Source organism: Vreelandella sp. GE22 (genome assembly GCF_968212445.1).
In genome coordinates, this window is record NZ_OZ309110.1 from 3,697,434 (window position 1) to 3,723,351 (window position 25,918).

Below are 25,918 nucleotides of genomic sequence, written 5' to 3' on the forward strand. Positions count from 1 at the left end.
TTACTCTTGTTAGACTTCCGTTTCGGTATCTTTGTAGCCGTCCACAACGCCGGTCGAGAGGTACACGTCGTGGCTAGTCACGTTTTTCACCGCGGTCAGCAAGTACTGAAGCGCGGTGATCAAAAACCCCATGGGCACCCAGATGTAGATCATCCAGATGGGCAGCCCGAGCGAGGGCAGCACCCGCCCCTTGCTATAAAGATCGAGGATGTACACCACCGAGTAGTAGAGCAGAAAGAACATGACGAGCGAGGTAAACAGCGAAATCACGATCATCAGCGCCCGGCGCCCGCCCACCGGCAGCGCATCGTAAATGGCCGACATGCGGATATGACGCCCGTGACGGGCAGCGTAGCCGATACCCGCGAAGGTGATCATGATGATCAAAATTCGGTTTAACTCGCCGGAAAACATGATGCTGTTGCCAAACACGAACCGGGCAATCACGTTGACCACCGTATTCAACGCCATTAGCAAAACCCCCAGCGCCAGAATCACTGACTCGATTTTGCTAATTGCGGTGTCGATCATGCCCAGCACGCCGGGTAACCCCGAGCGGTAGTTATCTTCGGCTTCTTCATCGGTCATGGGTGTCTCCTTGAGCGGTTTCGAACGTAGCGTCTGGAAAATGGTGGTTAAACGGCCATGGTCAACCGGTGAACACGCCGGTGACATAAAAAAGGGGCAGCCGTGGCTGCCCCTGCGTCATTGCTTTGTGGTGCCAACGTAAGATGGCAGGCGCTTCATGACTCGTTAGTGACGGCTTCGAGATCGGCCTTGAACTGCTCGAGAAGCTCAGCGCCACGCTCACCGGTCATTTCAAGAAACTCTTCTTCGACCTGGGGAGCACGCTCGCGGAACGCCTCGATCTGCTCGTCGTTCAAGCGAGTAACGGTCACTTCGTCGGAAGCGGCCTGGATTTTCTCCAGGGATTCTTCGGCCAGCCCCTGGATGTGCTCCATGGTGTGCTCGTAGGCCGCCCCGGTCGCCTCTTGTACCAGCTGCTGGTCTTCCTCGGAGAGCCCTTCGTAGAAGTCCTGATTGGCCATCATCGCGGTGGTGAACCAGCCGTGACCGGTAAAGGTCAGGTGGGGCGATACCTCGTAAAGACCACCGGACTCGATCCAGAAAATCGGGTTTTCCTGACCGTCGAGAATACCGGTCTGCAAACCGCCGTAAACCTCGCCCCAGGGCAGTGGCGTGGGCGTAGCGCCAAACGCGCTGTAGGTCTCGGACAGCAGCGGATTGGTCATGGTACGAATTTTCTTGTTTTGCATGTCCTCCGGCGAGCTAATCGGCTCATCGGTGGTGATCACCATTTCGCCTTCCGGATACATCTGCAAAAGCTCGAGGCCCTGTTCGGCATAGAGCTCGGGGAACGTCTCGTTGATCGCCTCGCTTTCATCGAAGAACGTGAGAACGGTTTGCTCGTCGGTGGGCAGCAGATACGGAATGAAGAAGATCTGCGCCTCGGGAATCAGCGCACCGGTAAAGCCAGGAGACTGGTTGACGAACTGCAGAATACCGTTCTGCGTCTGCTCCATGATGTCGTCGGACTCGCCCAGCTCGCCAAAGCGATAGACCTGAACGGTATGGTCGGAGTTATCCTCGACGTACTCCTTGAACGCCACCGCGAAGACGTCCTGGACATCGCCCTCGTACTCTTCGTGAGCATAGCGCCAGTTGTCTGCCTGAGCGGTGGCACTTAGCCCGAACAACAGCGCGCCGACGCTTGCCGAGGTAAGAAGTTTCGAGGTGACCGAGCGCGTAGATAAAGCCTTGTGAGCCTTCATGCAGTGTTCCCCTTGCAGTGGTAAGCGCGTCAAGAAGTGCGCAAAAATCCATTTTCGAATAACGGCTAGCGCAGGAGTCGATGCATTACCCGCTACGTTTGAAAGCGGGCACGGGCAACTCAAAAACCACGCGTTATTCAAAAATAGCTTAATTTGAGGCTAGCGCGCACAGTTAACGGGGTCAAGGCGCCAAACCAGCGTGCGCCAGGCGCTTTCAACGCTTCGACCCTGCTCGTACATGAGTTTTTGGCTCTGGGCAAAAGTGAGCGAAAAAAGCCTACTTTGCAGCCAAATGCCTACATCAAGCGCGCTTTTGTCGCCTTCGCTAATCGCGGATACAGCATGGGGATTTTTCTTGATAAATGCCTGCCAAGCCTGGAGATTTTCTTTTTCGGCTTGAAGCTCGGCGTTTTTGATCGTCTCGCGCAGCTTAGCAATCGAGCTGCTGTGGGCGGCGTCGGGTTTCAGGTCGCGGCGCAGCTCGCGTAGGGTTTGCGTCACGCTTTGCTGCCAATGCTTTCGCACCGCGCGGGCTTGTTCGAGCGCCGCGGTTTGCGCCTGCAGACCGTATCGGTAAAGCCAGCAGTGAAACAACAGTTCGCACACATCGACTCCGGCGCTGTCCTGAAGGGTCAGACACGCCGTCGCCACCTTATCAAAGGCGTAGAAATCGCAGGCGAAATCCCAAAGCGGTGCCTGCTGCAAGCGCTGCAATCGGTTAGAATCGAACATTACGTCAGCCTTATCCGGGAGAAAGCATGATCGCACTGCGCCAAGTCGCCCTGCAACGTGGCACGCAAACGCTGCTGAATAACGCCGACCTGACGCTCAATAACGGCGTCAAGGCCGGTATCATTGGCGCCAACGGTGCCGGCAAGTCGAGCCTTTTCAAGCTTTTGCTTGGCGAGCTGGGCCCGGATCAGGGCGATATCGAAATGAGCGGCGGCCAGCGCGTGGCGCACATGGCTCAGGAAGTCGAGGCGCTGGACCGCTCGATCATCGAGTACGTGCTCGACGGTGACACCGCGCTGCGCCAGGCCCAACACGATCTTCTCGAAGCGCAAGAGACCCAAAACGCCCACCGCGAGGCGGAGCTTCACGGGCTGATCGAAACCCTGGACGGCTATACCGCCGAGTCCCGCGCGGCCCAGCTGCTGGTGGGGCTGGGCTTTTTACAGGCGAATTTGACCCAGCCCCTATCGAGCTTTTCCGGCGGCTGGCGTATGCGCGTCAACCTGGCGCGTACGCTGTTCATGCCGTCCGACCTGTTGCTGCTCGACGAGCCCACCAACCACTTGGATCTGGACGCGCTTTTGTGGCTGGAGAACTGGCTAACCCGCTATCCGGGCACGCTGCTGTTGATCTCCCACGACCGCGACTTTCTGGACGCGGTGTGCGATCACATCGTGCACATGCACCATCAAAGCGTCGAGCTTTACCGGGGCAACTACTCGCGCTTCGAGCGCACCCGGGCCGAAAAGCTCGCCCTGCAACAGGCCGAGGCCGCCAAGCAGCAGGCCCGCCGTGAGGAGATCGAGCGCTTCGTTACCCGCTTCAAGGCCCAGGCGACCAAGGCGCGCCAGGCCCAAAGCCGGGTGAAGATGCTCGAGCGCATGGAAGAGATCGCCGTGGCTCACGTCGATTCGCCCTTTCACTTCACCCTGCCCGCCGCCGACAAGACCTCGCACCCGCTGCTGGTGCTGGACGGCGCGCAGCTGGGCTATGGGGGCGAAAACGGCGACAACGTGCAGCTCGACAAGGTGAACCTGAGCCTGCTGCCGGGCAGCCGGATTGGCCTTTTGGGCCCCAACGGGGCGGGTAAATCGACGCTGATCAAGTCGCTGACCGGCGAACTTGCGCTGCTGGCCGGCAAGCGCGTGCCCGGCGAGCACCTGGCGATCGGCTACTTCGCCCAGCATCAGCTCGAAGGGCTCGACGTCACCACCACGCCGTTCGTTCACGTGCAGCGTCTTTCCCCTACCGCCAGCGACCAGGAGATTCGCAACTTCCTGGGCGGGTTCGGCTTCAAGGGCGACGACGCCTTCGGCAACGTGGCCACCTTCTCCGGCGGCGAGAAGGCGCGCCTGGCGCTGGCATTGGTGGCCTGGCAAAAGCCCAACCTCTTGCTGCTCGATGAGCCCACCAACCACCTGGATCTGGAGATGCGCGAAGCGCTCACCCAGGCGCTTTCGGCGTTCGAAGGCACGGTGATTCTGGTTTCTCACGATCGTCACCTGCTGCGCGCCACGGTGGATGAGTTCTGGCGGGTGGCGGATCACAAGGTCGAGCCCTTCGACGGCGATCTGGACGACTACCGGGTATGGCTGAAGGCGCGCCTGGAAGAGAGCCGCCGCGAGGAGCGTGTCGAGAAAAGCGAGCGCCAGGCGCAGTCGCCGAGCGTGGACCGCAAGGCCTCGCGCAAGGCCGCCGCTGAGCTTCGCGAAAAGCTGCGCCCGCAGAAAAAGGCCCGCGACCAGGCCGAGAAAGCCATGGAAGCCGCCCAGGCTGCGCTTGAGAAAGTGGAAGAGAGCCTGGCCGACGCCGAGCTTTATACCGACCCGGCGCGCAAGATGGAGCTTTCCAAAGCGCTTGCCGAGCAGGCCACCTGCAAGGAGCGCGTGGAGCGCGCCGAGCAGCAGTGGCTCGCCGCCGAGGAAGCGCTGGAGGCGATGGAGGCCGAAATACTCGAAAGCGAGGCGCACTAGCGCCCGCTCGAACGCTAGCGGCTTTCGAGCATGAAGGTCACGGGGCCATCATTGACCAGCGCTACCTGCATATCGGCGCCGAACCGGCCGGTTTCGACGTTCGGCCAAGCCGCTTTAGCCTTACCAACAAGATAATCGAAGAGCCGCTCGCCCTCTTCGGGGGCGGCGGCGCTCGAAAAGCCCGGGCGCAGCCCCTTGCGGGTATCGGCGGCCAGCGTGAACTGAGAGACCAGCAGCAAACCGCCTTCGGCCTGCTGCAGGTTGTCGTTCATCTTGCCCTCCAAATCGCTGAACACGCGGTAGTGAAGCAGTTTGTGCAGGAGCTTGTCCGCGTCCGTTTCGCTATCGCCGCGCTCCACCCCCACCAGGGCCAAAAGCCCCTGCTCGATGGCGCCGACGCTCTCCCCCTCGACGCTGACATCGGCGTTTTTAACGCGCTGAATCAAGGCTTTCATATTACCACCAGCGGTGAAAGTGATGGACCGGCCCGCGGCCGTGGCCGACGTTTAGCCGCTCGCTGGCCTCAAGCGCTGCGTGCAGCCACTGTTTGGCCTCCTTGATCGCGGCAATCGGCGCCTGGTTGTCCGCCTCCAGGGGCAGCTTCGCCAGACACGCCGCCACCGCCGATGAGAGCGCGCAGCCGGTGCCGTGCAGATTCTCGGTGGCGATGCGCGAGGCGGGAAGCCAGGCGTGCTCAGAAGGCGTCGCCAAAAGATCCGGGCAGGTTTCACCGGTCAGATGGCCGCCCTTGAGCACCACGAAAGGCGCGCCGAGCCGGGTGAGCCCGGGCAGCATCGCCTCCATTTCGTCCGGCGTTTTCGGCGAAGCCGACCCCAGCAGCACGGCGGCCTCGGGCAGGTTCGGGGTGATCACATGGGCCAGCGGCACCAGGATATCGCGCACCGCGCGGATGCCCTCGTCGTCCACCAAAATATCGCCGCTTTTCGCCACCATCACCGGGTCGAGCACGATCCAGCGCGGGCGGTGCTTGTCGAGCACGTCCGCGATCACCTCGGCGACCTCGCGACTGCCCACCATGCCGATTTTTACCGCGTCGATCTCGACATCCGCTAACAGGTTTTCGAGCTGGACGCGGATCATCGAAGGCGACACCGGCTCGACCTGGGCCACGCCCTGGGTGTTCTGCGCGATCACCGCGGTGATGACGTTGGTCGCGTAAACGCCCAGCGCCGAGAACGTCTTGATGTCCCCCTGTAGCCCGGCGCCGCCGGAAGGGTCGGAGCCGGCGATGGTCAGTACCTTTGCAATGTCTGTCATCATTACCTACCTCTTACATCACGGAAGGAAGCCAGGTCGCAATTCCCGGGAACAGCGACAGAGCCAGCAGCATACCCAGTTGCAGCAGGATGAACGGAATCACCCCTTTGTAGATGGCCGAGGTCGGCACACCGGGTGGCGTAACGCCGCGCAGGTAGAAAAGCGCAAAGCCGAACGGCGGTGTCAAAAACGAGGTTTGCAGGTTCACGGCGATCATGATGCCCAGCCAAATGGGGTCGACCCCCATGGCGAGCAGCACCGGCCCGACGATCGGTACCACCACAAAGGTGATCTCGATGAAGTCGAGAATGAAGCCGAGCAAAAAGATCACCAGCATCACGATGATCGTCGCCCCGACCACGCCGCCCGGCATCGACTCGAACAGGCTGGTGACCAGCTCCTCGCCGCCGTAGGCGCGAAAGACCAGTGAAAACAGCGCCGCGCCGATCAAAATCAAAAACACCATGCTGGTGACCTGGGCGGTGGAGTAAAGCGCCTCTCTCAGCATCGAAAAGCTCAAGCGCCGATTCGCCGCCGCCAGCACCAGCGCGCCGAACGCCCCGACCGCCGAGGCCTCGGTGGGCGTGGCGAAACCGCCCAGAATCGACCCCAGTACCGCCACGATCAGTAGCACCGGCGGCACCAGTCCTTTCAACAAAAGCGGCCAGATCGCCCCCGTATGATTGAGCTCCGCCTTGAGCGTCTCACGATCCACCGCCGGCGCCGAGGCGGGCTTGAGCCAGGCGAAGACCAGAAGATAAACGATGTAGGCCACGACCAGAATCAGCCCCGGCACCAGCGCGCCGATGAACAGATCGCCGATCGAAAGCGTTTGCGGGCTCCAGACACCCATGGCGAGCTGCGCCTGCTGGTAGGCATTGGAGAGCACGTCGCCCAAAAGCACCAGGGCGATCGAAGGCGGAATGATCTGACCCAGGGTGCCCGTGGCGCAAATGGTACCGGTGGCAAGCGCCGGCGAGTAGCCACGCTTGAGCATGGTCGGCAGCGACAAGAGCCCCATGGTGACCACCGTGGCGCCGACGATCCCCGTCGAGGCGGCCAGCAGCATGCCCACGATGACCACCGAAAGCCCAAGTCCACCGCGCAGCGAGCCAAAGAGCATCGCCATGGCATCTAAAAGCGTCTCCGCCACCCGGGATTTTTCCAGCAGCACGCCCATCAGTATGAACAGCGGCACCGCCAAAAGCGTCGAGTTGGTCATGATGCCGTAAAGGCGGTTGGGCATCGCGCCCATCATGCGCGCCTCGAACGGCACCGATATACCCAGCGCCTGTAGCGCCATCCCGATACCCGCAAAGGCCAGCGCCGTGCCGGCAAGCGACAGCGCCACCGGGTAACCCAGCATCAGCACACCGCACACGGCGGCGAAGAGCACCAGCGGCATGAAGTCCAATAAAACGGCCACTAGACGACCTCCTCGTGCTCATGGGAGGGGTTGGGTAGAGCGCCGCGGATGATCAGCGCTTGGCGGATCAGTTGCGCCAACGCCTGCAAAAGCAATAGCCCCACCATGACCAGAATCAGCGTTTTCAAGAGATACACCGCCGGAATGCCGCCGTTGGGGGAGCGTTCGAGAATGGCCCAGCTACTCGCCACGTAGTGGACGCTTCCGATAGCGATGAATAGCGCCACGGGAATGAGCAAAAAGAGTGTGCCGAGGAAATCGATCCATGCCCGCGCCCGACTAGAGAGCTTGCGGTAGAAGATATCCACTCGGACGTGGCCGTCGTGCTTGAGCGTCCACGCCGACCCCAGCATGAAGACCGCGGCGTGCATGTACATGACCGACTCTTGCATGACGATGCTGTTGGTTCCAATCACGTAGCGCAGCACCACGATGGCGAACTGCACCAACATCATGACGATCACAAGCCAGGCGATCGCTCGGCCAACGCCTTCGGTTAGCCCATCGAGGGCGCGCAGCAGACGCGGCTCGTGAGAATTTGCACGCATTAGGGTGTCCTGCCTTCAAGAATCGACTCGAAATGATCGCTGATTCTAGCCCTTGCGTCATCCCCTGCGACCACGATAGGCCTTCAAAGCGCCCTTTTATGGCTTAAAGGGCACTTACGGACGGTTATAGCGCTTAGTCCGATGCGCTGGCGGGGCGTTGGTGCTGGCTATCCTTGAGGGCTTGCAGGCAGGCGGCGGGCAGCGGCAAATCGACGGCGACCGGCAGATGATCCGAGAAGAGATGATCGAGCACGTTCACCTCGGCGGCCTCCAGGGTTTGCGAGAGCAGGATATGATCCAGCGCCCGACGCGGCTGCCAGGAGGGGTAGCTCAAAAGCGGCTTGACCGGATGAAGCGGCAAGGAGGCGCTGAAGCGCTCGTGGGCGTGCAGCTGCTCCGGCGTGCAGTTGAGATCCCCCATCACCACCACGTGGCGAAGCGGGGCGATGATATCACTTAGGTAGTTGAGCTGGCGCACCCGGCCGCGGTGGCTAAGCGCCAGGTGCGCCACGAAGATATGCAGCGCATCCGGGCCGTCGCCAAAGCGCACGTGAATGGCGCCGCGCCCTCGAGTGCCGGGCAGGCGGTGTTCTTCGATGCGGCTGGGCTTGAGCCTGGAGAGCAGCCCGTTGCTGTGCTGGGCCATGCGCCCCAAGTTGCGGTTGAGCTGCTGAAAGTGATGCGGGAACCCGGCCTGGGTGGCCAGGTACTCGACCTGGTTGATGCGACTCGAGCGAAAGCTTCCGCCGTCGACCTCTTGAAGCCCCACCACGTCGAACTTGCCGAGCACCCCGCCCATCACGTCCAGACGCTTGACGCGGCGCGGGTGGGGCAAGAAGTGCTGCCAGCTACGGGTCAGGTAATGATGATACGCCGACGTTTGAATGCCCACCTGGAGATTGAAGGTCAAAAGTCTCAGCGACCCGTTTTCCCAAAGCGGGCTATCCGTGCCAAGCGGTTTATCGCTGGCCGAGGTGCTCAGCACGATTACTCGTCACGCTCGCTGCGCACGCGCTCGATCAGCGCCTCGGCGATCACCGGCATGTTGTCCAGACCACCGGCGCTGCTGGGCGTGACCACGTAGCGGCCGTCGACGATCAGCGCCGGCACGCCCATCAGGCGCATTTCGCGCATGCGGCTATTGGCGCGGTTGGTTTCGCTGCGCACCGGGAAGGAATTCAGGGCCTTTTTGGCCTCGTCTTCGCTCACGCCGTAGTTGGCGAAAAACGCGGCAATGTCGTCTTCGTCGGTCAGCGACTGGCCGTTTTGGTGAATCGCGTCAAAAAAGTCTTCGTGCAGGTCTTCTTCGATACCCAGCGACTGAGCGGCGTAGAAGGCGGTCGCGTGGGTGTTCCAGTTGCCGCCCATGGTGGCCGGCATTTTGATGATCTCGACATCGTCATCCAGGGTTTCGTACCACTCGTTGACCGGCTCCTGCAGGGCGTAGCAGTGCGGGCAGCCAAACCAGAACACTTCGGTGACTTCGACGTTGGCGTCGTCGGCCACGGTCGCTACCGGGTTTTCCAACAGCGTGTAATCCTGCCCTTCTACGACGTCCTGGGCGCTGACGCCAGCGGAAAGGGTAAGACCGGCCAGGGCCGCCACGAATACTTTAAGCATTATAAAAATTCTCCAAAGTTGAGCGAAGCCTATGACTCTCGTAACCGCCAAGCGGTTCCCGGGTAAGCCCCTTTATAGCTTGCGCCTGAGCCCGTCAGACAAAAGTGAAAGCGCAGGGTGAAGATGATTCAAAAGCCATACTTGCCCGCTTTTTCGCCGCCGTCCAGTGTTACACTAGCGTTTTCAGCAAGCCTACCGGCCTGACCAAGTGTAACGAATCCCGCCCATGGCTTAAATGGCCGCCTCTGAACCGGCCACTGTGCGGGCCAGGATTTACAGCTTCAGGGTAGCCTTGATGTGTGACTCAAGCATTCAGGATCTTTTCCATGCCGACTCAAGATCGCGAAAGCGAAAGCCCTCGCCCGGCCAGCCCGCGCCTTAATTACGCCACCGCTCAGTTCATGGTGAGCGCCCCGCACTTGGGCCTCTGCCCGGACGACACCGGCGCCGAAGTCGCCTTCGCCGGACGCTCGAACGCGGGTAAGTCGAGCGCGATCAACGCGCTGACCCAGCAAAAAGCACTGGCGCGGACCTCACGTACGCCCGGGCGCACGCAGCTAATCAACTTCTTCAGCCTGATGAACAACCCCGCCACGCGCATGGTGGATCTGCCCGGCTACGGCTACGCCAAGGTGCCCGAGTCGGTCAAGCTCGAGTGGCAGCGCCATCTCTCCGAGTATTTGACCGCGCGCTTTAGCCTGAAAGGCGTGGTGCTGTTGATGGACGTGCGCCACCCGCTGACCGAGTTCGACCTGACCATGCTCGACGTGGCCGACCAGCGTGGGCTGCCGGTGCACATTCTGCTCACCAAAGCGGACAAACTGAAAAAGGGCCCGGCGAGCGCGTCACTTCAAAAAGTGCGCTCGCGCCTTGTCGAGTGGGAAGACCTGGTATCGGTGCAGCTTTTCTCGTCGCTCAAGCGCGACGGCGTGACCACGCTTTGCCAAACCCTGGACCGCTGGCTCGACGCCCCGGAGCCCGAATAGCTCGGTCCGATAACCAAGTTCAATCACTCAGTCCAATAATTCAGCCCGCCGCGTTCTCCAGCCGTTCGATCAGCGCGGGCAACTCCTTGACGTGGCTCAGCCGGTAAACGCGGCTGGGCAACACCTGGTCGCTCTCGGCGGCGATCCACACCGCGTGCATCCCTAAGCGGCTGGCGGGCAGCACGTCCTCCTCCCAGGAGTCGCCGACGTGCATGGCGTTGTGTGGTTCGACGTTCATCTGCTCGAGCACGGTGACGAACGCATGGGGGTCGGGCTTGGGCGCAAAGAGCTCCCCGGCCGCCACGGCGATGGGAAAGTAGGCGGCCAGGGGCTGGCGCTTGAGGTGAATATTGCCGTTGGTGATGGCCGCCAGGTGAAAGCGCTGGCCCAGCGTCTCGAGTAGCTCGGCGGCCTCCGGGTGCGGCGTCACCTGCACGCGCAGGCGGTGGAACTCGTTCATCGCCGCCGCCGCCCACAAAATGGCGCTACTGCGCGTAAGCCCCGCCGCCTCCAACTGCGCCTCGAGGGCGCGAAGGCGCAGCCAGGTGAAGTCGCCCCGGCGCTTGGGGGTCGCTTTTGCAAATGCCTGACGCCTTGTCAGGTAATCCGCCAGACCTTCTTCGAAGTCGATCGCAAGCGGCGCTTCGCCGCGCGCGCGCTGCCACTCGGCCAGCGCGTTTAAAAGCCACTGGTAGTGGCCCTGCTCGGTTTTCAGCATCACGCCGTGATTATCCCAAAGCGTATCGTCGAGATCGAAGGTGATGGCTTTTAGCTCGGCTCTTGGTTCGGCTCTTGATTCGACTCTTGGTTCGGTCATGGCTCGCTCCGGGGGCGGCGTTTGGCACGGGGGTGGGCGGCGTCGTAGCTCTGGGCCAGATGCTGCCAGTCAAGGCGGGTGTAGACCTGGGTGGTGGCCAAATTGGCGTGGCCCAAAAGCTCCTGCACCGCGCGCAGATCCTGGCTCGACTCCAGCAGGTGGCTGGCAAAGGAGTGGCGCAGCCGGTGCGGGTGCAAGTGCTCGGGCAGGCCACGCTCGATAGAAAGCTGCGCCAGGCGCTTTTGAATGGCGCGGTGGCCAAGGCGCCGGCCCTGGCGGCCGATAAAAAGTGCAGCCTCCTCCCCGGCCCAGCCGCCGCGGCCCACGAGCCACTGATCGAGCGCGGTGCGGGCGCGGCCACCGACCGGCACCTGGCGGGGCTTGCCGCCCTTGCCCAGCACCCGCACGTAGCCCGCATTCAGACTCGTCACATCCAGCGCGGCAAGCTCGGCCAGGCGCAGCCCGCTGGAGTAGAAAAGCTCGAGCATCGCCTGGTCGCGCTGGGCCAGAAGCGAGCCGTCGTGAGGGGTATCGAGAAACTGCGCCAGAATATCCACATCCAGCGGCCTTGGCAGGTGGCTGGGCTGTTTGGGGGTGCGCAGCAGCTTGATCGGGTTGTCCGCCAGCACCTCCTGGCCTACCAGGTCATCGGCGAAGCGGGAGAGCGCGGCGCGGCGCCGCGCCAGGCTACGAGGGGCGAGCCCGCGGCTTCGCTCGGCCCCCAAAAACGCGCGCGCAAGCGGCGCGTCGAGGGCGGTGACCTCGGTGACCCCGCGCTTGTCGGCAAACCGCGCGAACGCGGTTAGATCCTGGCGGTAGCCCGCCACCGTCGCCGGGCTCGCCCGCCTGGCAAGCGTGGTCAGGTAGCCGTCGATAGCGACGGCGAGGGTAAGCGTCGGGTCAGCCATGCGGACCCAGGCGCTGCAACAGCCTGGCGACGATATCGCCCAGGTACTCGGTAAATAGCGTGTCCATGCTGGCCTTGTAACACTCCGCATCCGGGCTCGCCAGCACCAGATAGCCCATGGGCTCGCCGGCGGAGAGGCGCGAAATGGCACACGACCCGGCCTTGCGCGGCGCCTTGGTATGGGGCAACAGGCGTTTCCAGTCGCTCACACTTAGCTTCGCGCAGCGGCTGCTGCGGCCATCGAGCAGCGCGCTCAGCCGCGTAGTGGCGTGCTGGTCGAGCACGTGGCGCGGCGGCTGGGGCAGCGCGGGCTCGTCATCGGTAAGCGCCGGCGGGCACCAAAGCGCCATGGCCGGCGTGTCGAAGCGCTCGCTGAGCTGGGTAGCCAGCGCCTGGGCCAGGGCGTCCCGGTCCTCGGCTTCGATCAGCGAAAGCATCGTTTCGCGCAGGCGCCGGTACTGCGCCTCGTTGTGCCGGGCGGTTTCCAGCAGGTGCTCCAGGCGCCCCTCGGCGCTTTCTGCCCGCTGGCGAAGATCCAGCACCAGCCGCTCCAGAAGCGACACGGCGCCGCCGATATCCGGGTGCGGCACCTTGAGCTGCTGAAGCAGGCCCTCCCGGCCGACGAAAAAATCCGGATGGCGGGCCAGCCAAAAGGCGACCTGGTCCGGGTCGAGCGTTTTACGCGGCTCGGGGGCTTGCGACATCGCTATTCTCCTTGGAACTAGTTGAGCGTCACGCGGCCATCGAACACCCGCGTGGCCGGGCCGACCATGACCAGCGGGCCGTTGGTATCCGGCCACTCGATGAGCAGCGTTCCGCCGGGCAGGTGGACCGTCACCGGGCTTTGCAAAAGCCCCTGGCGAATGCCGCTGGCCACCGCCGCGCAGGCGCCGGTGCCGCAGGCCAGGGTTTCGCCGCTACCGCGTTCAAAAACGCGCAGGCGGATCTCGCTTTGTGATATCACCTGCATGAAGCCGGCGTTGACGCGGTGGGCAAAGCGCGGGTGCGCCTCCAAAAGTGGGCCCAGCCGTTCGACCGGGGCCTGCTCGACGCTTTCAACGGTGAGCACTGCGTGGGGGTTGCCCATCGAGACCACGCCGATCTCGAGCCGCTCACCCTGAACATCGATCGCGTGCAGCGGGACGTCTTCGGCGGCGTCGAAGGCCAGCGCCTCGGGCTCGAAACGCGGGCGGCCCATATCAACCCGTACCAGACCGTCATTTTGTACATGGAGCGTGAGCGGCCCGCCCGCGGTTTCCACACAAATCTCGTGCTTGTGGGTCAGGCGCTGTTCGCGCACGAAGCGCGCAAAACAGCGCGCGCCGTTGCCGCAGTTCTCTACTTCGCTACCATCGGCATTGAAGATGCGGTAGCGAAAGTCCATGTCCGGGTCCCGGGGCGGCTCGACCACCAGCAGCTGGTCGAAGCCGATACCGAAGCGCCGATCGCCCAATCGCGCGATCAGTTCATTGGTGAGCCGAGCGCGCTGAGTGACCAGATCGATGACCATGAAGTCGTTGCCCAGGCCGTGCATTTTGGTGAAGTGAAGCAGCATCAAGACGCCTCGTCTGGCAGCAGCGTTTCGCCCGCCCACAGGTTCTCGAGCGTTTCCCGAGCACGCACGATGTGAAAACGCTCGCGATCCACCATGACCTCGGCAGGCCGTGGGCGGCTGTTGTAGTTCGACGCCATCACGTAGCCGTAGGCGCCCGCCGAGCGCACCGCCAGTAGATCGCCTTCGGCAATGGCGAGCTCGCGCTCCTTGCCCAGGAAATCGCCGGTTTCACAAACCGGGCCGACCACGTCATAAATCGCCTCCGGTCGCGCCTCGCGGGTGTCCACGCAGACGATCGCTTGCCAGGCCTGATAAAGCGCCGGGCGGATCAAATCGTTCATGGCCGCGTCGACGATGGCGAAGTTTTTCGTCTCACCGGGCTTTAAAAACTCGACCCGGGTGAGCATCACGCCGGCGTTGGCGGCGATGGAGCGGCCGGGCTCGAACAGCAGGGTCAGGTTCTCGCCGCCTTCCCAGCGCGACAGCCGCGCTAAAAGCTTACTGGCGTAATCGAAGGGCTGGGGCGGGGTCTCGTCGCGGTACGGCACGCCGAGCCCGCCGCCCAGATCCAGGTGCTCGATCTCGATACCGCGCTCGCGAAGCCGTTCCATGAGCAGCAAAAGCCGCTCCAGGGCATCCAGAAACGGTGCCGTCTCGGTCAATTGCGAGCCGATATGGCAGTCGAGGCCCTTGATCTCAAGATTCGCCAAGCCAGCGGCGAGCTCGTAAGCATCGAACGCCTCACTAACGGCGATGCCGAATTTGTTGTCCTTGAGCCCGGTGGAAATATAGGGGTGGGTGCCCGCATCCACATCCGGATTCACACGAAGCGACACCGGCGCGACCATGCCAAGCTCGCCAGCCACTTGATTCAAACGCTCGAGCTCCGGCGTGGACTCCACATTGAAGCACTTGATACCCACCTGAAGCGCCCGAGCCATCTCATCGGCGCGTTTGGCAACGCCAGAGAAGACGATTTTGGACGGGTCGCCGCCGGCGGCCAGCACGCGCTCCAACTCACCAACGGAGACGATATCGAACCCCGCGCCCAGGCGCGCCAGAAGCCCCAGCACCGCCAGATTGGAGTTGGCCTTCACGGCGTAGCAAATAAGATGCGGGTGACCGCCCAGCGCTTCGGTATAGGCGCGAAAGTGACGTTCGAGGGTCGCTTTGGAGTAGACGTAGCACGGCGTGCCGACCTCCAACGCAATACGGCTAAGCGCCACCTCTTCGGCAAACAGCACGCCGTCGCGGTAGTTGAAGTGATCCATTAGCTCTCCTCGGCGGCGGTTTGCGCGTTATCGTCGGGCTGATAGAGCGGGCCCTTCTGCCCACACCCGGCCAGCAGCAGGGCGATGAGCGTGATCGAAACGAGGGCTTTCATTTCGCCTCCCGGTGCGCCTTGAGGGCTTCCAGGGCGCGGCTGGCCGCGGCGCGCACTTGATCCGGGGCGGTGCCACCGATGTGGTTACGCGCGGCCACCGAGCCCTCCAGGGTCAGCACCTCGAACACGTCTTCTTCGATGGTATCGGAGAACTGCTTGAGCTCCTGCAAACTCATCTCGGAAAGATCTTTCTTCTCTTTCAGACCAAAAGCGACGGACTGGCCGACGATTTCGTGGGCATCGCGGAAGGCCACGCCCTTGCGCACCAGGTAATCCGCCAGGTCCGTGGCCGTCGAGAAGCCGCGCCGCGCTGCCTCATACATGCTTTCTTTCTTGGGCTCGATGGCCGGCACCATGTCGGCAAACGCTTTCAGGCAGTCGAGCACCGTGTCCACGGCATCGAACAGGGGCTCCTTGTCTTCCTGGTTGTCCTTGTTATAGGCCAGCGGCTGGGACTTCATCAGCGTCAAAAGGCTCATCAGATGGCCATAGACGCGTCCGGTCTTGCCGCGCACCAGCTCCGGTACGTCCGGGTTTTTCTTCTGGGGCATGATCGAGGAGCCGGTGCAGAAGCGATCCGGCAGATCGATGAAATCGAACTGGGCGCTGGTCCAGAGCACCAGCTCTTCGCTCATGCGCGACATATGCATCAACAGGATGCTGGCAAAGCTTGTAAATTCGATGGCGAAGTCGCGATCAGACACCGCGTCCAGCGAGTTCTCCACCGGGCGCGCAAAGCCCAGAAGCTCGGCAGTGACGTGACGATCGATTGGGTAAGTGGTACCGGCCAGCGCCGCCGCCCCCAGGGGCAGCACGTTGACACGCTTGCGGGTATCCAAAAGGCGCTCGTGGTCCCGGGCGAGCATCTCCTGCCAGGCCAGCAGGTGATGGCCAAAGGTGACCGGCTGGGCAGTTTGCAGATGCGTAAAGCCGGGCATGATGGTATCGGCCTCATCCTCGGCCAGGCCAATCATGCCCTCGCGTAGGCGGGTGAGTTCGACATCGATCATGTCGATGGCGTCGCGCAGGAACAGGCGAATGTCGGTCGCCACCTGGTCGTTGCGCGAGCGCCCGGTATGCAGCTTCTTGCCGGTAATGCCGATCTTTTGGGTCAAGCGCGCTTCGATGTTCATGTGCACGTCTTCAAGTGGCACCGACCACTGGAATTCGCCGCGCTCGATCTCGCCCTGGATCTCGGTCAGGCCGTCGATGATCGCCTGGCACTCGTCTTCGGTTAATACGCCCACTCGGCTTAGCATGGTGGCGTGGGCGATCGAGCCTTGAATGTCCTGGGGCGCCAGGCGCTGGTCGAAATTCACGGAGGCGGTAAAGCGGGCAACAAAGGCGTCGGTGGGCTCGCTAAAGCGTCCACCCCAGGACTGATTCGTAGCTTGGGTCATCGAGGGTTCCTGCTGACAAAAAAGGTGACAAAAATCAGGGGAGTCGTTGTCGACGAGTGTATCAGAGTCGACCCCGTTCGCGGCACGGGGTTTTGAGCGCTCTAAAAGTATTCGCTTTAGGCGCCCTGGCGGTCCAAAAGCACCGTGTCGCAGTCGAAGTGATCCAGATAATCGACCAGGGCGTCGAATGCGATGGGGCGGGCAAAGTAGTAGCCCTGCAGGTAGGTCGGGTGCTTCTCGCGCAGGTAACGAAACTGTTCGAGGGTCTCGACACCTTCGATGAGCACCTCGAGCCCCAGCTTCGACGCCATGGTGATCACGCCTTCGACGATGGCGGCGTCGTTCTCATCGTGGGTCACATCGTGTATGAACGAACGGTCGATCTTGAGCTTGTTGATCGGCAGGCGCTTTAGGTAGCTAAGGCTTGAAAAGCCGGTGCCGAAATCGTCCAGCGCGATATGCACGCCAAGCGTTCGCAGCCCGTTGAGCGCCTCGATCGCGTGCTCGGTGCTGTCCATCAATACGCCTTCGGTAATCTCGATTTCCAAAAGCGCCGGGGCCAGACCACTCTCGTTCAGCACTTTTTCGATCGATGCGACGAACCCCGGGCGCTGAAACTGCACCGGCGAGACGTTCACTGCCATGGTGATCGGGCCATGCTCCCCGCTATTCAAGCGCACCGCGTCCTTACAGGCCTGGCTTAGCACCCACTCACTAATCGGAATGATCTGACCGGTCTCTTCGGAAAGCCCGATAAACTCGATGGGCGGGACGTTGCCGCGCTCCGGGTGTTGCCAGCGAATCAGCGCCTCGACGCCCACCACCTGGCCTGTGACGCTATCGATTTGCGGCTGGTAGTGAAGCTCGAACTGCTCCTGCTCGATGGCTTTTTGCAGCGCGTGGCGCAGGTTGACCCGCTCGCTCACCTTGCGGTTGAGCTCGTCGGTGTACCACTGGTAGGTGTTGCGCCCGCGCCGCTTGGCCTTGTACATGGCAAGGTCGGCCTGTTGCACCAGGGTGCGTGGCTTGGCGACGCTACCGTTGTCGGTGCCGATACCGATACTGGCGGTGATGCGTAGTTCCTTGTCCTGATACCAGTAAGGCGCGGCGATGCGCTCGAGCAAACGCTCAACCACCTGCATGACGTCCTGCTCGTGGGCCAGATCCGGCAGCAGCACGATGAACTCGTCGCCGCCGATGCGCGCTACCGTATCCCAAGGGCGCAGCTCCTCTTCCAGGCGCCGTGCCACGCTCATCAAAATGAAGTCGCCGACATCGTGGCCCATCGAGTCGTTGATCGGCTTGAAATCGTCCAGGTCGATGAACAGCACAGCCAGATAGCGCTGATAGCGTTTGGCCATCACGCAGCCCTGGGCCAGGCGCTGATTCAAAAGCTGTAAATTGGGAAGCCCGGTCAGCGCATCGTGGTTGGCGTTGTGTCTAAGCTGCGCCTGGTACTCGCGCTGGGCGGTGACATCGTTTTGCACGCCGACGAAGTGGGTCACCACCCCCTGGTCATCGCGCACCGGGGAAATATACAAATCGTTCCAAAACAGCGTGCCGTCGCGGCGGTAGTTGCGCAGCATCACGTGCACGTCGCGCTGCTCCTTGATCCCCCGGCGAAGCTGTCGGCGTACCGCCGGGTCGGTCTCTTCGCCCTGCAAAAAGCGGCAGTTGCGGCCCAGCACCGCCGTGCGCTCATAGCCGGTAATCTGCTCGAAGGCCTTGTTGACGTAGACCATGGGCAAATCGTCGACCAGGGCATCGACGATGATGACCCCGTTGGTGCTCGACTCCACGCTTCGCTCCAAAAGCGCCAACTGCTGAGCGGACGTTTTACGTAGAGTAATGTCCCGGGCGATCACGTAGATCACTTTGTCGTTGGCGAACGCGCTCACCTCCAACCACTTGAGCTCACCGGCGCGGCTTTGGGCGCGAACGTCAAACGGGTCGACCAGCTCGCCCTGGTGTATCCGCGCAAGCGCCCTCTCTATAATGGGGTGATCCTGGCGCTCGATGATCACACCGCAAGGACGGCCAATGAGCTCCTCGGCACAATATCCAAGCAGGTTTTCGAAGCCGGGGTTAACATTTATAAGCGTCCCTTGGAAATCGATGCAGCAAAGCATGTCCTGGGACAACAGAAAAAATTGATCCAGCTCGCCTTGAAGATCGGCAGAGGGCATAGGGCATTACCTGTGCAAAGACATTTACATTATACGTTAACTAATATTATACGTTAGCCAATTACGGCTGGTTGTTTTTACTGCGAGACCGGGTGCTTTATGATGAGATTTATCATAGTTCGACACGCCGTGTCAGCGGCAAAGGGAGAATAACGTGTCATCCATCACCAAATTGCGCATCGCCACGCGTAAGAGCCAACTGGCCATGTGGCAAGCCGAACACGTCCGGGATCGACTGATGGCGGCACATAGCGGTCTGGAAGTCGAGCTGGTGGCGCTGTCCACCAAGGGCGATAAAATCATCGACACGCCGCTGTCTAAAATCGGCGGTAAGGGGCTGTTCGTCAAAGAACTCGAAGAGGCCATGCTCGACGGTCGCGCCGATATCGCCGTGCATTCGATGAAAGATGTGCCCATGCACTTTCCCGAAGGGCTGGGGCTTTCCGTGATTCTGGAAGGCGCCGAGCCGACGGATGCCTTCGTCTCCAACCGCTATCAAAGCGTTGACGAGCTGCCCGAAGGGGCGCGTATCGGCACGGCCAGCCTGCGCCGTGGCCTGCAACTGCGCGAGGCCCGCCCGGACCTGGAAATCCTGAATCTGCGCGGCAATGTGCAAACCCGCCTTGCCAAGCTCGACGACGAAGAGTTCGACGCCATCATCCTTGCAACCTCCGGTCTCAAGCGGCTGGGGCTCGAGGCGCGCATCGCCCAGGAACTGCCCCCGGAGATCTGCCTGCCGGCCTGCGGCCAGGGGGCGCTGGGTATCGAATGCCGCCTCCACGACCCGGACCTGATTGGCCTGCTCACTCCGCTTGACGATCAGGATACCGCCACCCGGGTACGCGCCGAGCGCGCCATGAACACGCGCCTGGAAGGCGGCTGCCAGGTGCCGATCGCCGGCCACGCGGTGCTGGATAAAGCCAACGAAACCATTTGGCTGCGCGGGCTCGTCGGCAACCCGGAAGGCACCGAGGTGCTGCGCGCCGAGGGCCGCGGCTCGATCCATGAGCCCGAAGCGCTGGGCATTCGCGTCGCCGAAGACCTGCTCGACCAGGGCGCGGGCGAAATCCTTGCCGAGGTCTACGGCAACAACGTATGAGCACTCCCGCACCATGAAGGAGCCGGTACTCATCTGCCGCCCGGGCGAGCGCGGCGAAGTGCTCGCCGAGGCGCTGCGCGCCGAGGGCGCGTGGGTCGAGCCGCTGGAGGTAATAACCCTTCAAGCACTCGACGAGGACGCCACGCTTCGAAGCGTATGGCTGGATCTGGATCAGTACCATAAGATAGTCGTCATCAGCCCGTTTGCGGCCCGCTGCCTGGTGGAGGCAATCGATTGCTACTGGCCGCAATTACCGGTGGGCATCGCCTTTTATAGCCCCGGCCGCGGCACGGCGGAGGTGCTCCATGATGAGCTGGGTGCCCGTGTCCATGTCCCGCCGGCAAGCGCGGGCGAGGATACCAGCGAAGCGCTTTTGTCGCTGCCCTCGCTCCAACGCCTTACCCATCAGCGCGTGCTTTTGGTGGCCGGCGAAGGCGGACGGCCGCTGCTGGCGGATACGCTTACCGCCCGCGGCGGCGCCGTGACGCGGCTGGCGGTCTACCGGCGCGTCTACCAGCCGCCCAGCGCCGAGTTGCAAAGGCGCCTGGCGAGTGGCAGTTTTCATACATTGATTGTGACCAGCGGCGAGCTGCTTGAATATCTGGCAAAATGGTGTCAACAGGCGGCGTTGGATCAACCCCTAATCGTTTCCAGTCACCGTTTAGCGACGCTTGCCGGTAAGCTGGGTTTTAGCGACCTCAAGGTGGCGTCGGGCGCATCGAAAGCCGCGCTGGTAGCAGCGTTGAACGAATCCTGCACTCCCCGGGATGCCGATGTCGATCAAAGAACTTAACAAGGGCTAGCGACAGATGAGCAAACAACCACTTGACCAGGAAGGCGCCAACAAAACGCCTGACGATGCCTCTCAAAACCGACCAGCGAGCGAGACGCCTGTGGCGGATGAGACATCGAGCACGGCCTCGCCCCCGGTCGATGATAAAAACGCCGCTGACCAGGCCGCGCAAAACGACTACGCCACTAAAAACAGCCGTTCGCGTCGCCGCAACAAGGGGGGCAACAACGCTAAAAACACTAGCGCCCCGGCCACGACCGGCGCCAGCACGCCAGGTTCCTCCAACGCCGCGCCCGACAAAACGAGCACCACCGAAGCCAGCACCGGTGCCAAAACGCCGTCCAGCGCCCCGGCAAGCAACAGCACCAAAAGCGCCACGCCGCCCCCCAAAACGCCCGCCTCTCAAAAACCGGCCTCTTCCGGCGGCGGCGGTAAAGGCGGCGTGGTCGCCCTCGTGTTGGTGCTGATTCTGGCGCTTGTGTTGGGCGTGGTCGCCTGGCAGCTTTGGCAGCGCCTGGATAACCAGCAGGCGCGTATAGACGAGCTCGACCAACAGACCCAAGGCAGCGCCACTCAGCAAAACTTGAGTGAGCTGGAGTCCCGCCTTGAAAGCAATGAGGGCGAGCGTAACGAAACCCTCGAGAACACCGCTCGCGAACTGCGCGCCGAGCTCGACGAGGTTCAGGCCAGTGTCGACGAAACCGTGTCTGAGGTGCTCGACCAGCTCTCCCAGGCCCAGGATACCGATGAGCGCGACTGGCTCCACGCCGAAGCCGCCTACCTTTTGCGTCTGGCCAACCAGCGCCTGCAGCTCGAAGGCGACGTAGAGGGCGCCGCGGCACTGCTGCGCACCGCCGACGCCCGCCTGGTAGACGCCGATAACCCGGCATTGACGCCGGTACGCCGGGAAATCGCCAGCGAGCTGGCCGCGCTCGATGCCGTTCCCCGCGTTGACCGTACCGGCATTTACCTGGCGCTGAACGCCCAGCAGGAACGCGTGGCCGGGCTTCGCCTCTCCCAGGAAATCGAAGAGCGCGCGGTCAATTCCGGTATCGAACAGCCGCCCCAGGGTTCTTTCGAGCGCCAACTGGCGCGCTTTGGCGCCGAGCTGCGCGATTTGGTCGTGGTGCGTCATCACGACGAAGCGCTGGAGGCCCTGGTCACGCCGGAGCAGGAGTCGTATCTGCGCCAGAGTCTGCGCCTGATCCTCGAGCAAGCCCAGCTTGCGCTGCTGCGAGAAGAGCAGCCGCTTTTCGAGGCAAGCCTGGATAAAGCGCTGAATCTGCTCGATAGCTACTACGACACCGAACGTGAAGAGACGCAAAGCGTTATTACGCGCCTCCAGGAGATCAAACAAAACGACGTCGAGCCCGAGCTTCCCGATATCAGCGGTTCGCAGCAAGCAATGTCGCGCTTTATCGACAACCGTTTCGAGTCACGCCGCCAGGGCGGAGGTGACGAATGAGAAAACTGCTGCTGTTAATCGTCGCCGGGCTCGCCGTGGGCGCCCTGTTCGGCCATCTGATGATGTCGGTACCCGGCTACTGGCTGATTCGCGTCGGCGATACCTCCGTACAAACCTCGTTCTGGTTTGGCCTGGTGCTGCTGCTGGGCGCGTTTATCCTGGTGCACTTCGTGCTTCGGCTACTCGCCGGCATCCTTCGCCCGATGGGCCGGTTTCGCACCTGGAATAGCCGGGCCCGTAACCGCCGCGCCATGAAGCGCACGGAGCGCGGCCTGGTCGCGCTGACCGAGGGCCGCTTCAAACGCGCCGAGCGCACGTTGGCCGGTGCCGCGGATGACTCCAGCGCGCCGATGGTGAACTATCTTTCCGCCGCGCTTGCTGCCCACTACCAGGGCCATCACGAGCGCTCCCAGGAGCACTTGAACCAGGCCCAACTCTCGACCGACGGTGCGGGTACCGCGGTGGGCCTGATGCAGGCGCAGCTCATGATCGACCGGCAGCAGCCGGAAGAGGCGCTGGCGATTCTCAACCGCCTCGACCAGAAGCTCTCCAACCACCCGCAAGTGCTCAAGCTACTCAAGCAGGTGTACTTGAGCGTCAGCGACTGGGAAGGCCTGCGCCACCTGGTGCCACGGCTGACCGCCAAAAAGCTGATTACCGAGCAAGAGCGCGAGCAGCTCGAGTTCAAAGCCTACCGCGAGCTGATCGTGTTCGAAGCCGGCAACCCGGCCAACATCGAGCGGGTCCGCGGGCTTTGGTCGGACATGCCGGAGTACCTGCGCGGTAACACCGAGCTGATCGTGCTTTACGTGGAAGCGCTCTTACAGTCCAACGAGGAGACGATTGCCGAGCGTCTCTTGAACCAGTCGCTGGACGTTCACTGGGACGCGCGGCTAGTGAAGCGCTACGGGCTTTTGGGCGTCGACGCGGCGCGCCAGCTGGCCAAGGCAGAAAAATGGTTGCAAGAGCGCCCCAACGATCCGGAACTGCTGCTTGCCTGCGGCCGGCTGTCGCTACGTACCGGCCAGTGGGAGAAAGCGCTCGAGTACTTCGAAGCCAGCCAGCGCCAGCGCCCGAGCGGCGAAGTGTGTGCCGAGCTTGCCCGCCTTTACGCAAGCCTTGGCGAGCACAACAAGAGCCAGCTCTACTACCGCCAAAGCGTCGACATGATGGCTCAGTCGCTCCCTTCACTGCCCCAGCCAAGCGATGCAAGCGACAGCGACGGCCCTCGCAAGGGCGCCAAAAAGCGCCGCTAAGCAAGTTCTGCGCAAGCAAGCTGTCTCTTTTCAAGGGTGCCCTCGGGCACCCTTTTTTGGTTGCCCTCGGTACTTTGAAACACCTCTCGCCTCCTCCTGGCCTTGCGGCGGGCGCTGCAAATGAAGCGCGTCTCGGTACGGCGCACTCGCGCTATTATTCTAAATAGACGAACGGTCTATGCGATTTTAAGCGCTTTTTATCCTACTTTTTCGACACTATTATAAGTGCATGTTCTGAAGCGCAGGGCGCGAACAGAGCCTCTAAACATATTCGATAACTACATTAAGGTACGCCACCATGAAAAAACTGACCGCTACTGCCGCCATCGCACTTGCTCTCGTTTCTGGCTCTGCTTTCGCCGAGCGCGGCTCCGCCGAGCTGAACGCCATTAGCCAGCCGGAATCGAGCGCCATGCACCAAGCCGAAGCGCGCAACGCCTCCACACAGCAAGTGATCGCTAAAAACAGCGCCTCCGGCGAGCACGTCACCCCCGCCGCTTCCAGCGGATCGAACACCGACCAAAGCGCCTCCCTGAACCAGGTACTGGCTAGAAACGGTGCGACCGGCGAACAGACCGATAACGCCGTTTCAAGCACTAACTCGCACGGCTAAGCACGAATCCCCCCGCCGCTCGGTGGGGTGTTCACTAAAAAGGGTGCCCCTTCTGGGGGCACCCTTTTTTTGTTTGCGCGGCGCTTGGGGCGTTGTCGTGGCCACCCAGGGCTGGCTGGATCTTATCCCTGACCGATCATCGTTTGGGTGGCGCGCTTACCGCCTAATGCCTTAAGCACCACAGGTAACATCACCTCCGCCTCATCAAGCAGTACCAGGTATGCATTGATTTATTTTCATATTAATCGAATGGTCTAGATACTTTTAAGCGCTTTTTATACTAATTTTTTAGGCCTACTATATATTCATGTTCTGAAGTAACCGTTGCGACAAGAACCCAACAACTCGATATCTTGAGGTACGCCAGCATGAAAAAATTGACCGCTACTGCCGCCATTGCACTTGCACTCGTTTCTGGCTCTGCATTGGCCGAGCGCGGCTCCGCCGAGCTGAACGCCATCAGCCAGCCTGCATCGAGCGCCACGCACCAGGCCGAAACACGCAGCGCCTCCATGGATCAGGTGATCGCTAAAAACAGCGCCTCCGGCGAGCACGTCACGCCCGCCGCTTCCAGCAGCTCGGACGCCGACCAAAGCGCCTCCCTGGACCAGGTACTGGCCAGAAACGGTTCGACCGGCGAGCAGACCGATAAAGCTGCTTCACGCGCTCGCACGCACAGCTAAGCATTAAAAAACCCCACGCACTGGTGGGGTTTTCATTAAAAAAAGGGTGCCCCTCATCGGGCACCCTTTTTGGTTTGCACGGAAGGTCAGTCGTCGATGACCGGCGCGCTCGTTATACGCTCCTCGGGCAGCTCTTCGCGGATGTCGGCTACGTCACCCGCACTGACACCGCCGGCTTCGTTACCCCAGGCGTTACGTACGAAGTTGGCCACCTCAGCGACCTCGTCGTCAGAGAGCCGCCAGGCGAAGTCCGGCATGGCCAGTTGCGCCGGGCGCTGCTCGGTAGACGGCAAGCGAGCGCCGGCCAGAATCACGCGAATCAGCCCGGTGGCATCGTCGGCATTGACCATCGAGCTTCCCGAAAGCGAAGGGAAGACGCCGGAGGCGCCCTGGCCGTTGGAGAAATGGCAGGCGTTGCAGTTATCCAGATAAAGCCGCGCGCCCAGATCATCCCCCACGTCGGCGCTGGTCAGCCGGGTATCGGTTTCATCCACCTGCTCGGTGGTAATCACGCGGCGCCCCTCGCTATTGCCCAGCGACTTCAAGTAGCCGGCGATCGCGTGCAGGTCGCTCTCGTCAAGACGCGAGGTGCTGTGCGCCACCACCGAGGTCATCTCACCGGCCACGGCGCTATGGTCGTTACGCCCGGTCGCCAGGTAGTCGACGATGTCCTGCTCGCTCCAGCGCTCCATGGCGCTGCCGCCATCACCGTCGCCGCGCAGGTTGGGCGCGTACCATCCGTCCAATACCTCACCGGACAGATACGCATCGTCGCCATCGCTGAGCGCTTTCTCCTGGAAAAAGAACCCGCGCTCGGTGTGACAGCTACCGCAGTGGCCCAGCCCCTGCACCAGGTAGGCGCCGCGGTTGAGTTCTTCGCTGCGCTCGGTATCGGGTGTGAAGGGCTCGTCTGCGGTAAACAGCCAATTCCAGGCCCCGATGCCCCAGCGCTGGCTGAACGGAAAGCTAAGATCCGTTTGCGGCGGCTCGTTATGCACGGGCTCCACCCCTTCCATGAAGTAGGCATAGAGCGCGTCGATGTCCTCATCGTTGATCAGCGAGTAGGACGGATACGGCATGGCCGGATAAAGATTCTTGCCGTCGGCACGCTTGCCTTCTCTCAGCGCGGCGGCGAACTCGTCGCGGCTGTAGTGACCGATGCCGGTTTCCGGGTCCGGCGTGATGTTGGTCGAGAAGATATCGCCAAACGGGCTATCTACCGCCAGGCCGCCGGCGAAGGGCTCGCCCCCCGGCGCGCTATGGCAGGCCACGCAGTCGCCGGCGCGGGACAGGTACTCGCCGCGCTCGATGTCGGCGTCGTCGAACGCCAGCAAGGGCGAGGCCACGCTTAAAAGCCCGACGCCGATAAGCCCCTGGCGCCATTTTGGGTAATGCTTCATGGTC

At 62.1% G+C, this 25,918-nt stretch carries 26 protein-coding genes; 8 read left to right on the forward strand and 18 right to left on the reverse strand.

Annotated features, from left to right (window positions below; genetic code table 11):
- Positions 1-9: 9 nt before the first annotated feature.
- The 3 genes from ACWHRL_RS17335 to ACWHRL_RS17345 all read right to left on the reverse strand — a co-directional run bounded on the left by ACWHRL_RS17335 (position 10) and on the right by ACWHRL_RS17345 (position 2,525).
- Complete coding sequence (locus ACWHRL_RS17335) at positions 10-588, reverse strand: TRAP transporter small permease (protein ID WP_447894639.1); 579 nt, start codon at positions 586-588, stop codon at positions 10-12.
- Positions 589-743: 155 nt separating this feature from the next.
- Entirely contained in the window at positions 744-1,793 is a 1,050-nt protein-coding gene (locus tag ACWHRL_RS17340) for a TRAP transporter substrate-binding protein (protein WP_447530315.1), read from the reverse strand.
- Between the two features lie 159 nt (positions 1,794-1,952).
- Complete coding sequence (locus ACWHRL_RS17345) at positions 1,953-2,525, reverse strand: TIGR02444 family protein (RefSeq protein ID WP_447894640.1); 573 nt, start codon at positions 2,523-2,525, stop codon at positions 1,953-1,955.
- Between the two features lie 26 nt (positions 2,526-2,551).
- Here ACWHRL_RS17345 and ACWHRL_RS17350 point away from each other — a divergent pair, with 26 nt between their 5' ends.
- Positions 2,552-4,498, forward strand: a complete 1,947-nt coding sequence (locus tag ACWHRL_RS17350) for an ABC-F family ATP-binding cassette domain-containing protein (RefSeq protein WP_447894641.1) — start codon at positions 2,552-2,554, stop codon at positions 4,496-4,498.
- A 14-nt stretch (positions 4,499-4,512) separates the two neighbouring features.
- On the opposite strand, the gene dtd is transcribed toward ACWHRL_RS17350, so the two are convergent.
- The 6 genes from dtd to ACWHRL_RS17380 form a co-directional block, all read right to left on the reverse strand.
- Positions 4,513-4,953 (reverse strand): D-aminoacyl-tRNA deacylase, encoded by a 441-nt coding sequence (gene dtd / locus ACWHRL_RS17355; RefSeq protein ID WP_447530318.1) that lies wholly within the window; start codon positions 4,951-4,953, stop codon positions 4,513-4,515.
- Between the two features lies 1 nt (position 4,954).
- Positions 4,955-5,776 (reverse strand): bifunctional hydroxymethylpyrimidine kinase/phosphomethylpyrimidine kinase, encoded by an 822-nt coding sequence (gene thiD, locus ACWHRL_RS17360; protein WP_447530560.1) that lies wholly within the window; start codon positions 5,774-5,776, stop codon positions 4,955-4,957.
- A gap of 13 nt (positions 5,777-5,789) precedes the next feature.
- On the reverse strand, positions 5,790-7,181 hold the full coding sequence (locus ACWHRL_RS17365) for a TRAP transporter large permease (RefSeq protein WP_447896196.1): 1,392 nt from the start codon (positions 7,179-7,181) through the stop codon (positions 5,790-5,792).
- Positions 7,182-7,201: 20 nt separating this feature from the next.
- Positions 7,202-7,750, reverse strand: a complete 549-nt coding sequence (locus ACWHRL_RS17370) for a TRAP transporter small permease subunit (protein ID WP_447894642.1) — start codon at positions 7,748-7,750, stop codon at positions 7,202-7,204.
- A gap of 133 nt (positions 7,751-7,883) precedes the next feature.
- Positions 7,884-8,732, reverse strand: a complete 849-nt coding sequence (locus tag ACWHRL_RS17375; protein WP_447896197.1) for an endonuclease/exonuclease/phosphatase family protein — start codon at positions 8,730-8,732, stop codon at positions 7,884-7,886.
- Between the two features lie 5 nt (positions 8,733-8,737).
- The gene (locus tag ACWHRL_RS17380) at positions 8,738-9,370 is read right to left on the reverse strand and encodes a thiol:disulfide interchange protein DsbA/DsbL (RefSeq protein WP_447530320.1); all 633 of its coding nucleotides are present in this window, start codon (positions 9,368-9,370) and stop codon (positions 8,738-8,740) included.
- A 326-nt stretch (positions 9,371-9,696) separates the two neighbouring features.
- Between ACWHRL_RS17380 and yihA the strand changes: the two genes are divergently transcribed.
- Entirely contained in the window at positions 9,697-10,356 is a 660-nt protein-coding gene (yihA, locus tag ACWHRL_RS17385; RefSeq protein ID WP_447530321.1) for a ribosome biogenesis GTP-binding protein YihA/YsxC, read from the forward strand.
- A 40-nt stretch (positions 10,357-10,396) separates the two neighbouring features.
- Here the strand turns inward: yihA and ACWHRL_RS17390 are convergent, their stop codons facing one another.
- The 8 genes from ACWHRL_RS17390 to ACWHRL_RS17425 form a co-directional block, all read right to left on the reverse strand.
- Positions 10,397-11,173 (reverse strand): HAD family hydrolase, encoded by a 777-nt coding sequence (locus ACWHRL_RS17390; RefSeq protein WP_447894643.1) that lies wholly within the window; start codon positions 11,171-11,173, stop codon positions 10,397-10,399.
- Entirely contained in the window at positions 11,170-12,081 is a 912-nt protein-coding gene (locus tag ACWHRL_RS17395; RefSeq protein ID WP_447894644.1) for a tyrosine recombinase XerC, read from the reverse strand. The genes ACWHRL_RS17390 and ACWHRL_RS17395 overlap by 4 nt, the downstream gene beginning before the upstream one ends.
- Positions 12,074-12,784 carry a DUF484 family protein gene (locus ACWHRL_RS17400; RefSeq protein ID WP_447894645.1) on the reverse strand — a complete coding sequence of 237 codons (711 nt, stop codon included), beginning with the start codon at positions 12,782-12,784 and terminating at the stop codon, positions 12,074-12,076. The genes ACWHRL_RS17395 and ACWHRL_RS17400 overlap by 8 nt, the downstream gene beginning before the upstream one ends.
- Before the next feature lie 17 nt (positions 12,785-12,801).
- Entirely contained in the window at positions 12,802-13,635 is an 834-nt protein-coding gene (gene dapF / locus ACWHRL_RS17405; RefSeq protein ID WP_447894646.1) for a diaminopimelate epimerase, read from the reverse strand.
- Positions 13,635-14,906: a diaminopimelate decarboxylase gene (gene lysA, locus ACWHRL_RS17410; protein ID WP_447894647.1), complete on the reverse strand. Its 1,272-nt coding sequence runs from the start codon at positions 14,904-14,906 to the stop codon at positions 13,635-13,637. Before lysA ends, dapF begins: the two co-directional genes overlap by 1 nt.
- Positions 14,906-15,019, reverse strand: coding sequence for an LPS translocon maturation chaperone LptM (gene lptM, locus ACWHRL_RS17415; RefSeq protein WP_447530327.1), 114 nt, complete (start codon positions 15,017-15,019; stop codon positions 14,906-14,908). Before lptM ends, lysA begins: the two co-directional genes overlap by 1 nt.
- Positions 15,016-16,419, reverse strand: coding sequence for an argininosuccinate lyase (gene argH / locus ACWHRL_RS17420; protein WP_447894648.1), 1,404 nt, complete (start codon positions 16,417-16,419; stop codon positions 15,016-15,018). The genes lptM and argH overlap by 4 nt, the downstream gene beginning before the upstream one ends.
- Before the next feature lie 116 nt (positions 16,420-16,535).
- On the reverse strand, positions 16,536-18,605 hold the full coding sequence (locus ACWHRL_RS17425) for a putative bifunctional diguanylate cyclase/phosphodiesterase (RefSeq protein WP_447894649.1): 2,070 nt from the start codon (positions 18,603-18,605) through the stop codon (positions 16,536-16,538).
- 154 nt (positions 18,606-18,759) lie between these two features.
- On the opposite strand from ACWHRL_RS17425, the gene hemC reads away from it, so the two are divergent.
- The 6 genes from hemC (at position 18,760) to ACWHRL_RS17455 (ending at position 24,514) form a co-directional block, all read left to right on the forward strand.
- The gene (gene hemC, locus ACWHRL_RS17430) at positions 18,760-19,704 is read left to right on the forward strand and encodes a hydroxymethylbilane synthase (RefSeq protein WP_447894650.1); all 945 of its coding nucleotides are present in this window, start codon (positions 18,760-18,762) and stop codon (positions 19,702-19,704) included.
- Positions 19,705-19,717: 13 nt separating this feature from the next.
- The gene (locus tag ACWHRL_RS17435; RefSeq protein WP_447894651.1) at positions 19,718-20,497 is read left to right on the forward strand and encodes a uroporphyrinogen-III synthase; all 780 of its coding nucleotides are present in this window, start codon (positions 19,718-19,720) and stop codon (positions 20,495-20,497) included.
- 16 nt (positions 20,498-20,513) lie between these two features.
- Positions 20,514-21,962 carry a uroporphyrinogen-III C-methyltransferase gene (locus tag ACWHRL_RS17440; protein WP_447894652.1) on the forward strand — a complete coding sequence of 483 codons (1,449 nt, stop codon included), beginning with the start codon at positions 20,514-20,516 and terminating at the stop codon, positions 21,960-21,962.
- On the forward strand, positions 21,959-23,218 hold the full coding sequence (locus ACWHRL_RS17445; RefSeq protein WP_447894653.1) for a heme biosynthesis HemY N-terminal domain-containing protein: 1,260 nt from the start codon (positions 21,959-21,961) through the stop codon (positions 23,216-23,218). The genes ACWHRL_RS17440 and ACWHRL_RS17445 overlap by 4 nt, the downstream gene beginning before the upstream one ends.
- 298 nt (positions 23,219-23,516) lie before the next feature.
- On the forward strand, positions 23,517-23,831 hold the full coding sequence (locus tag ACWHRL_RS17450; RefSeq protein ID WP_447894654.1) for a hypothetical protein: 315 nt from the start codon (positions 23,517-23,519) through the stop codon (positions 23,829-23,831).
- A 368-nt stretch (positions 23,832-24,199) separates the two neighbouring features.
- Entirely contained in the window at positions 24,200-24,514 is a 315-nt protein-coding gene (locus ACWHRL_RS17455) for a hypothetical protein (RefSeq protein WP_447530335.1), read from the forward strand.
- An 86-nt stretch (positions 24,515-24,600) separates the two neighbouring features.
- Here the strand turns inward: ACWHRL_RS17455 and ACWHRL_RS17460 are convergent, their stop codons facing one another.
- Entirely contained in the window at positions 24,601-25,914 is a 1,314-nt protein-coding gene (locus ACWHRL_RS17460) for a c-type cytochrome (protein ID WP_447894655.1), read from the reverse strand.
- Positions 25,915-25,918: the final 4 nt, after the last annotated feature.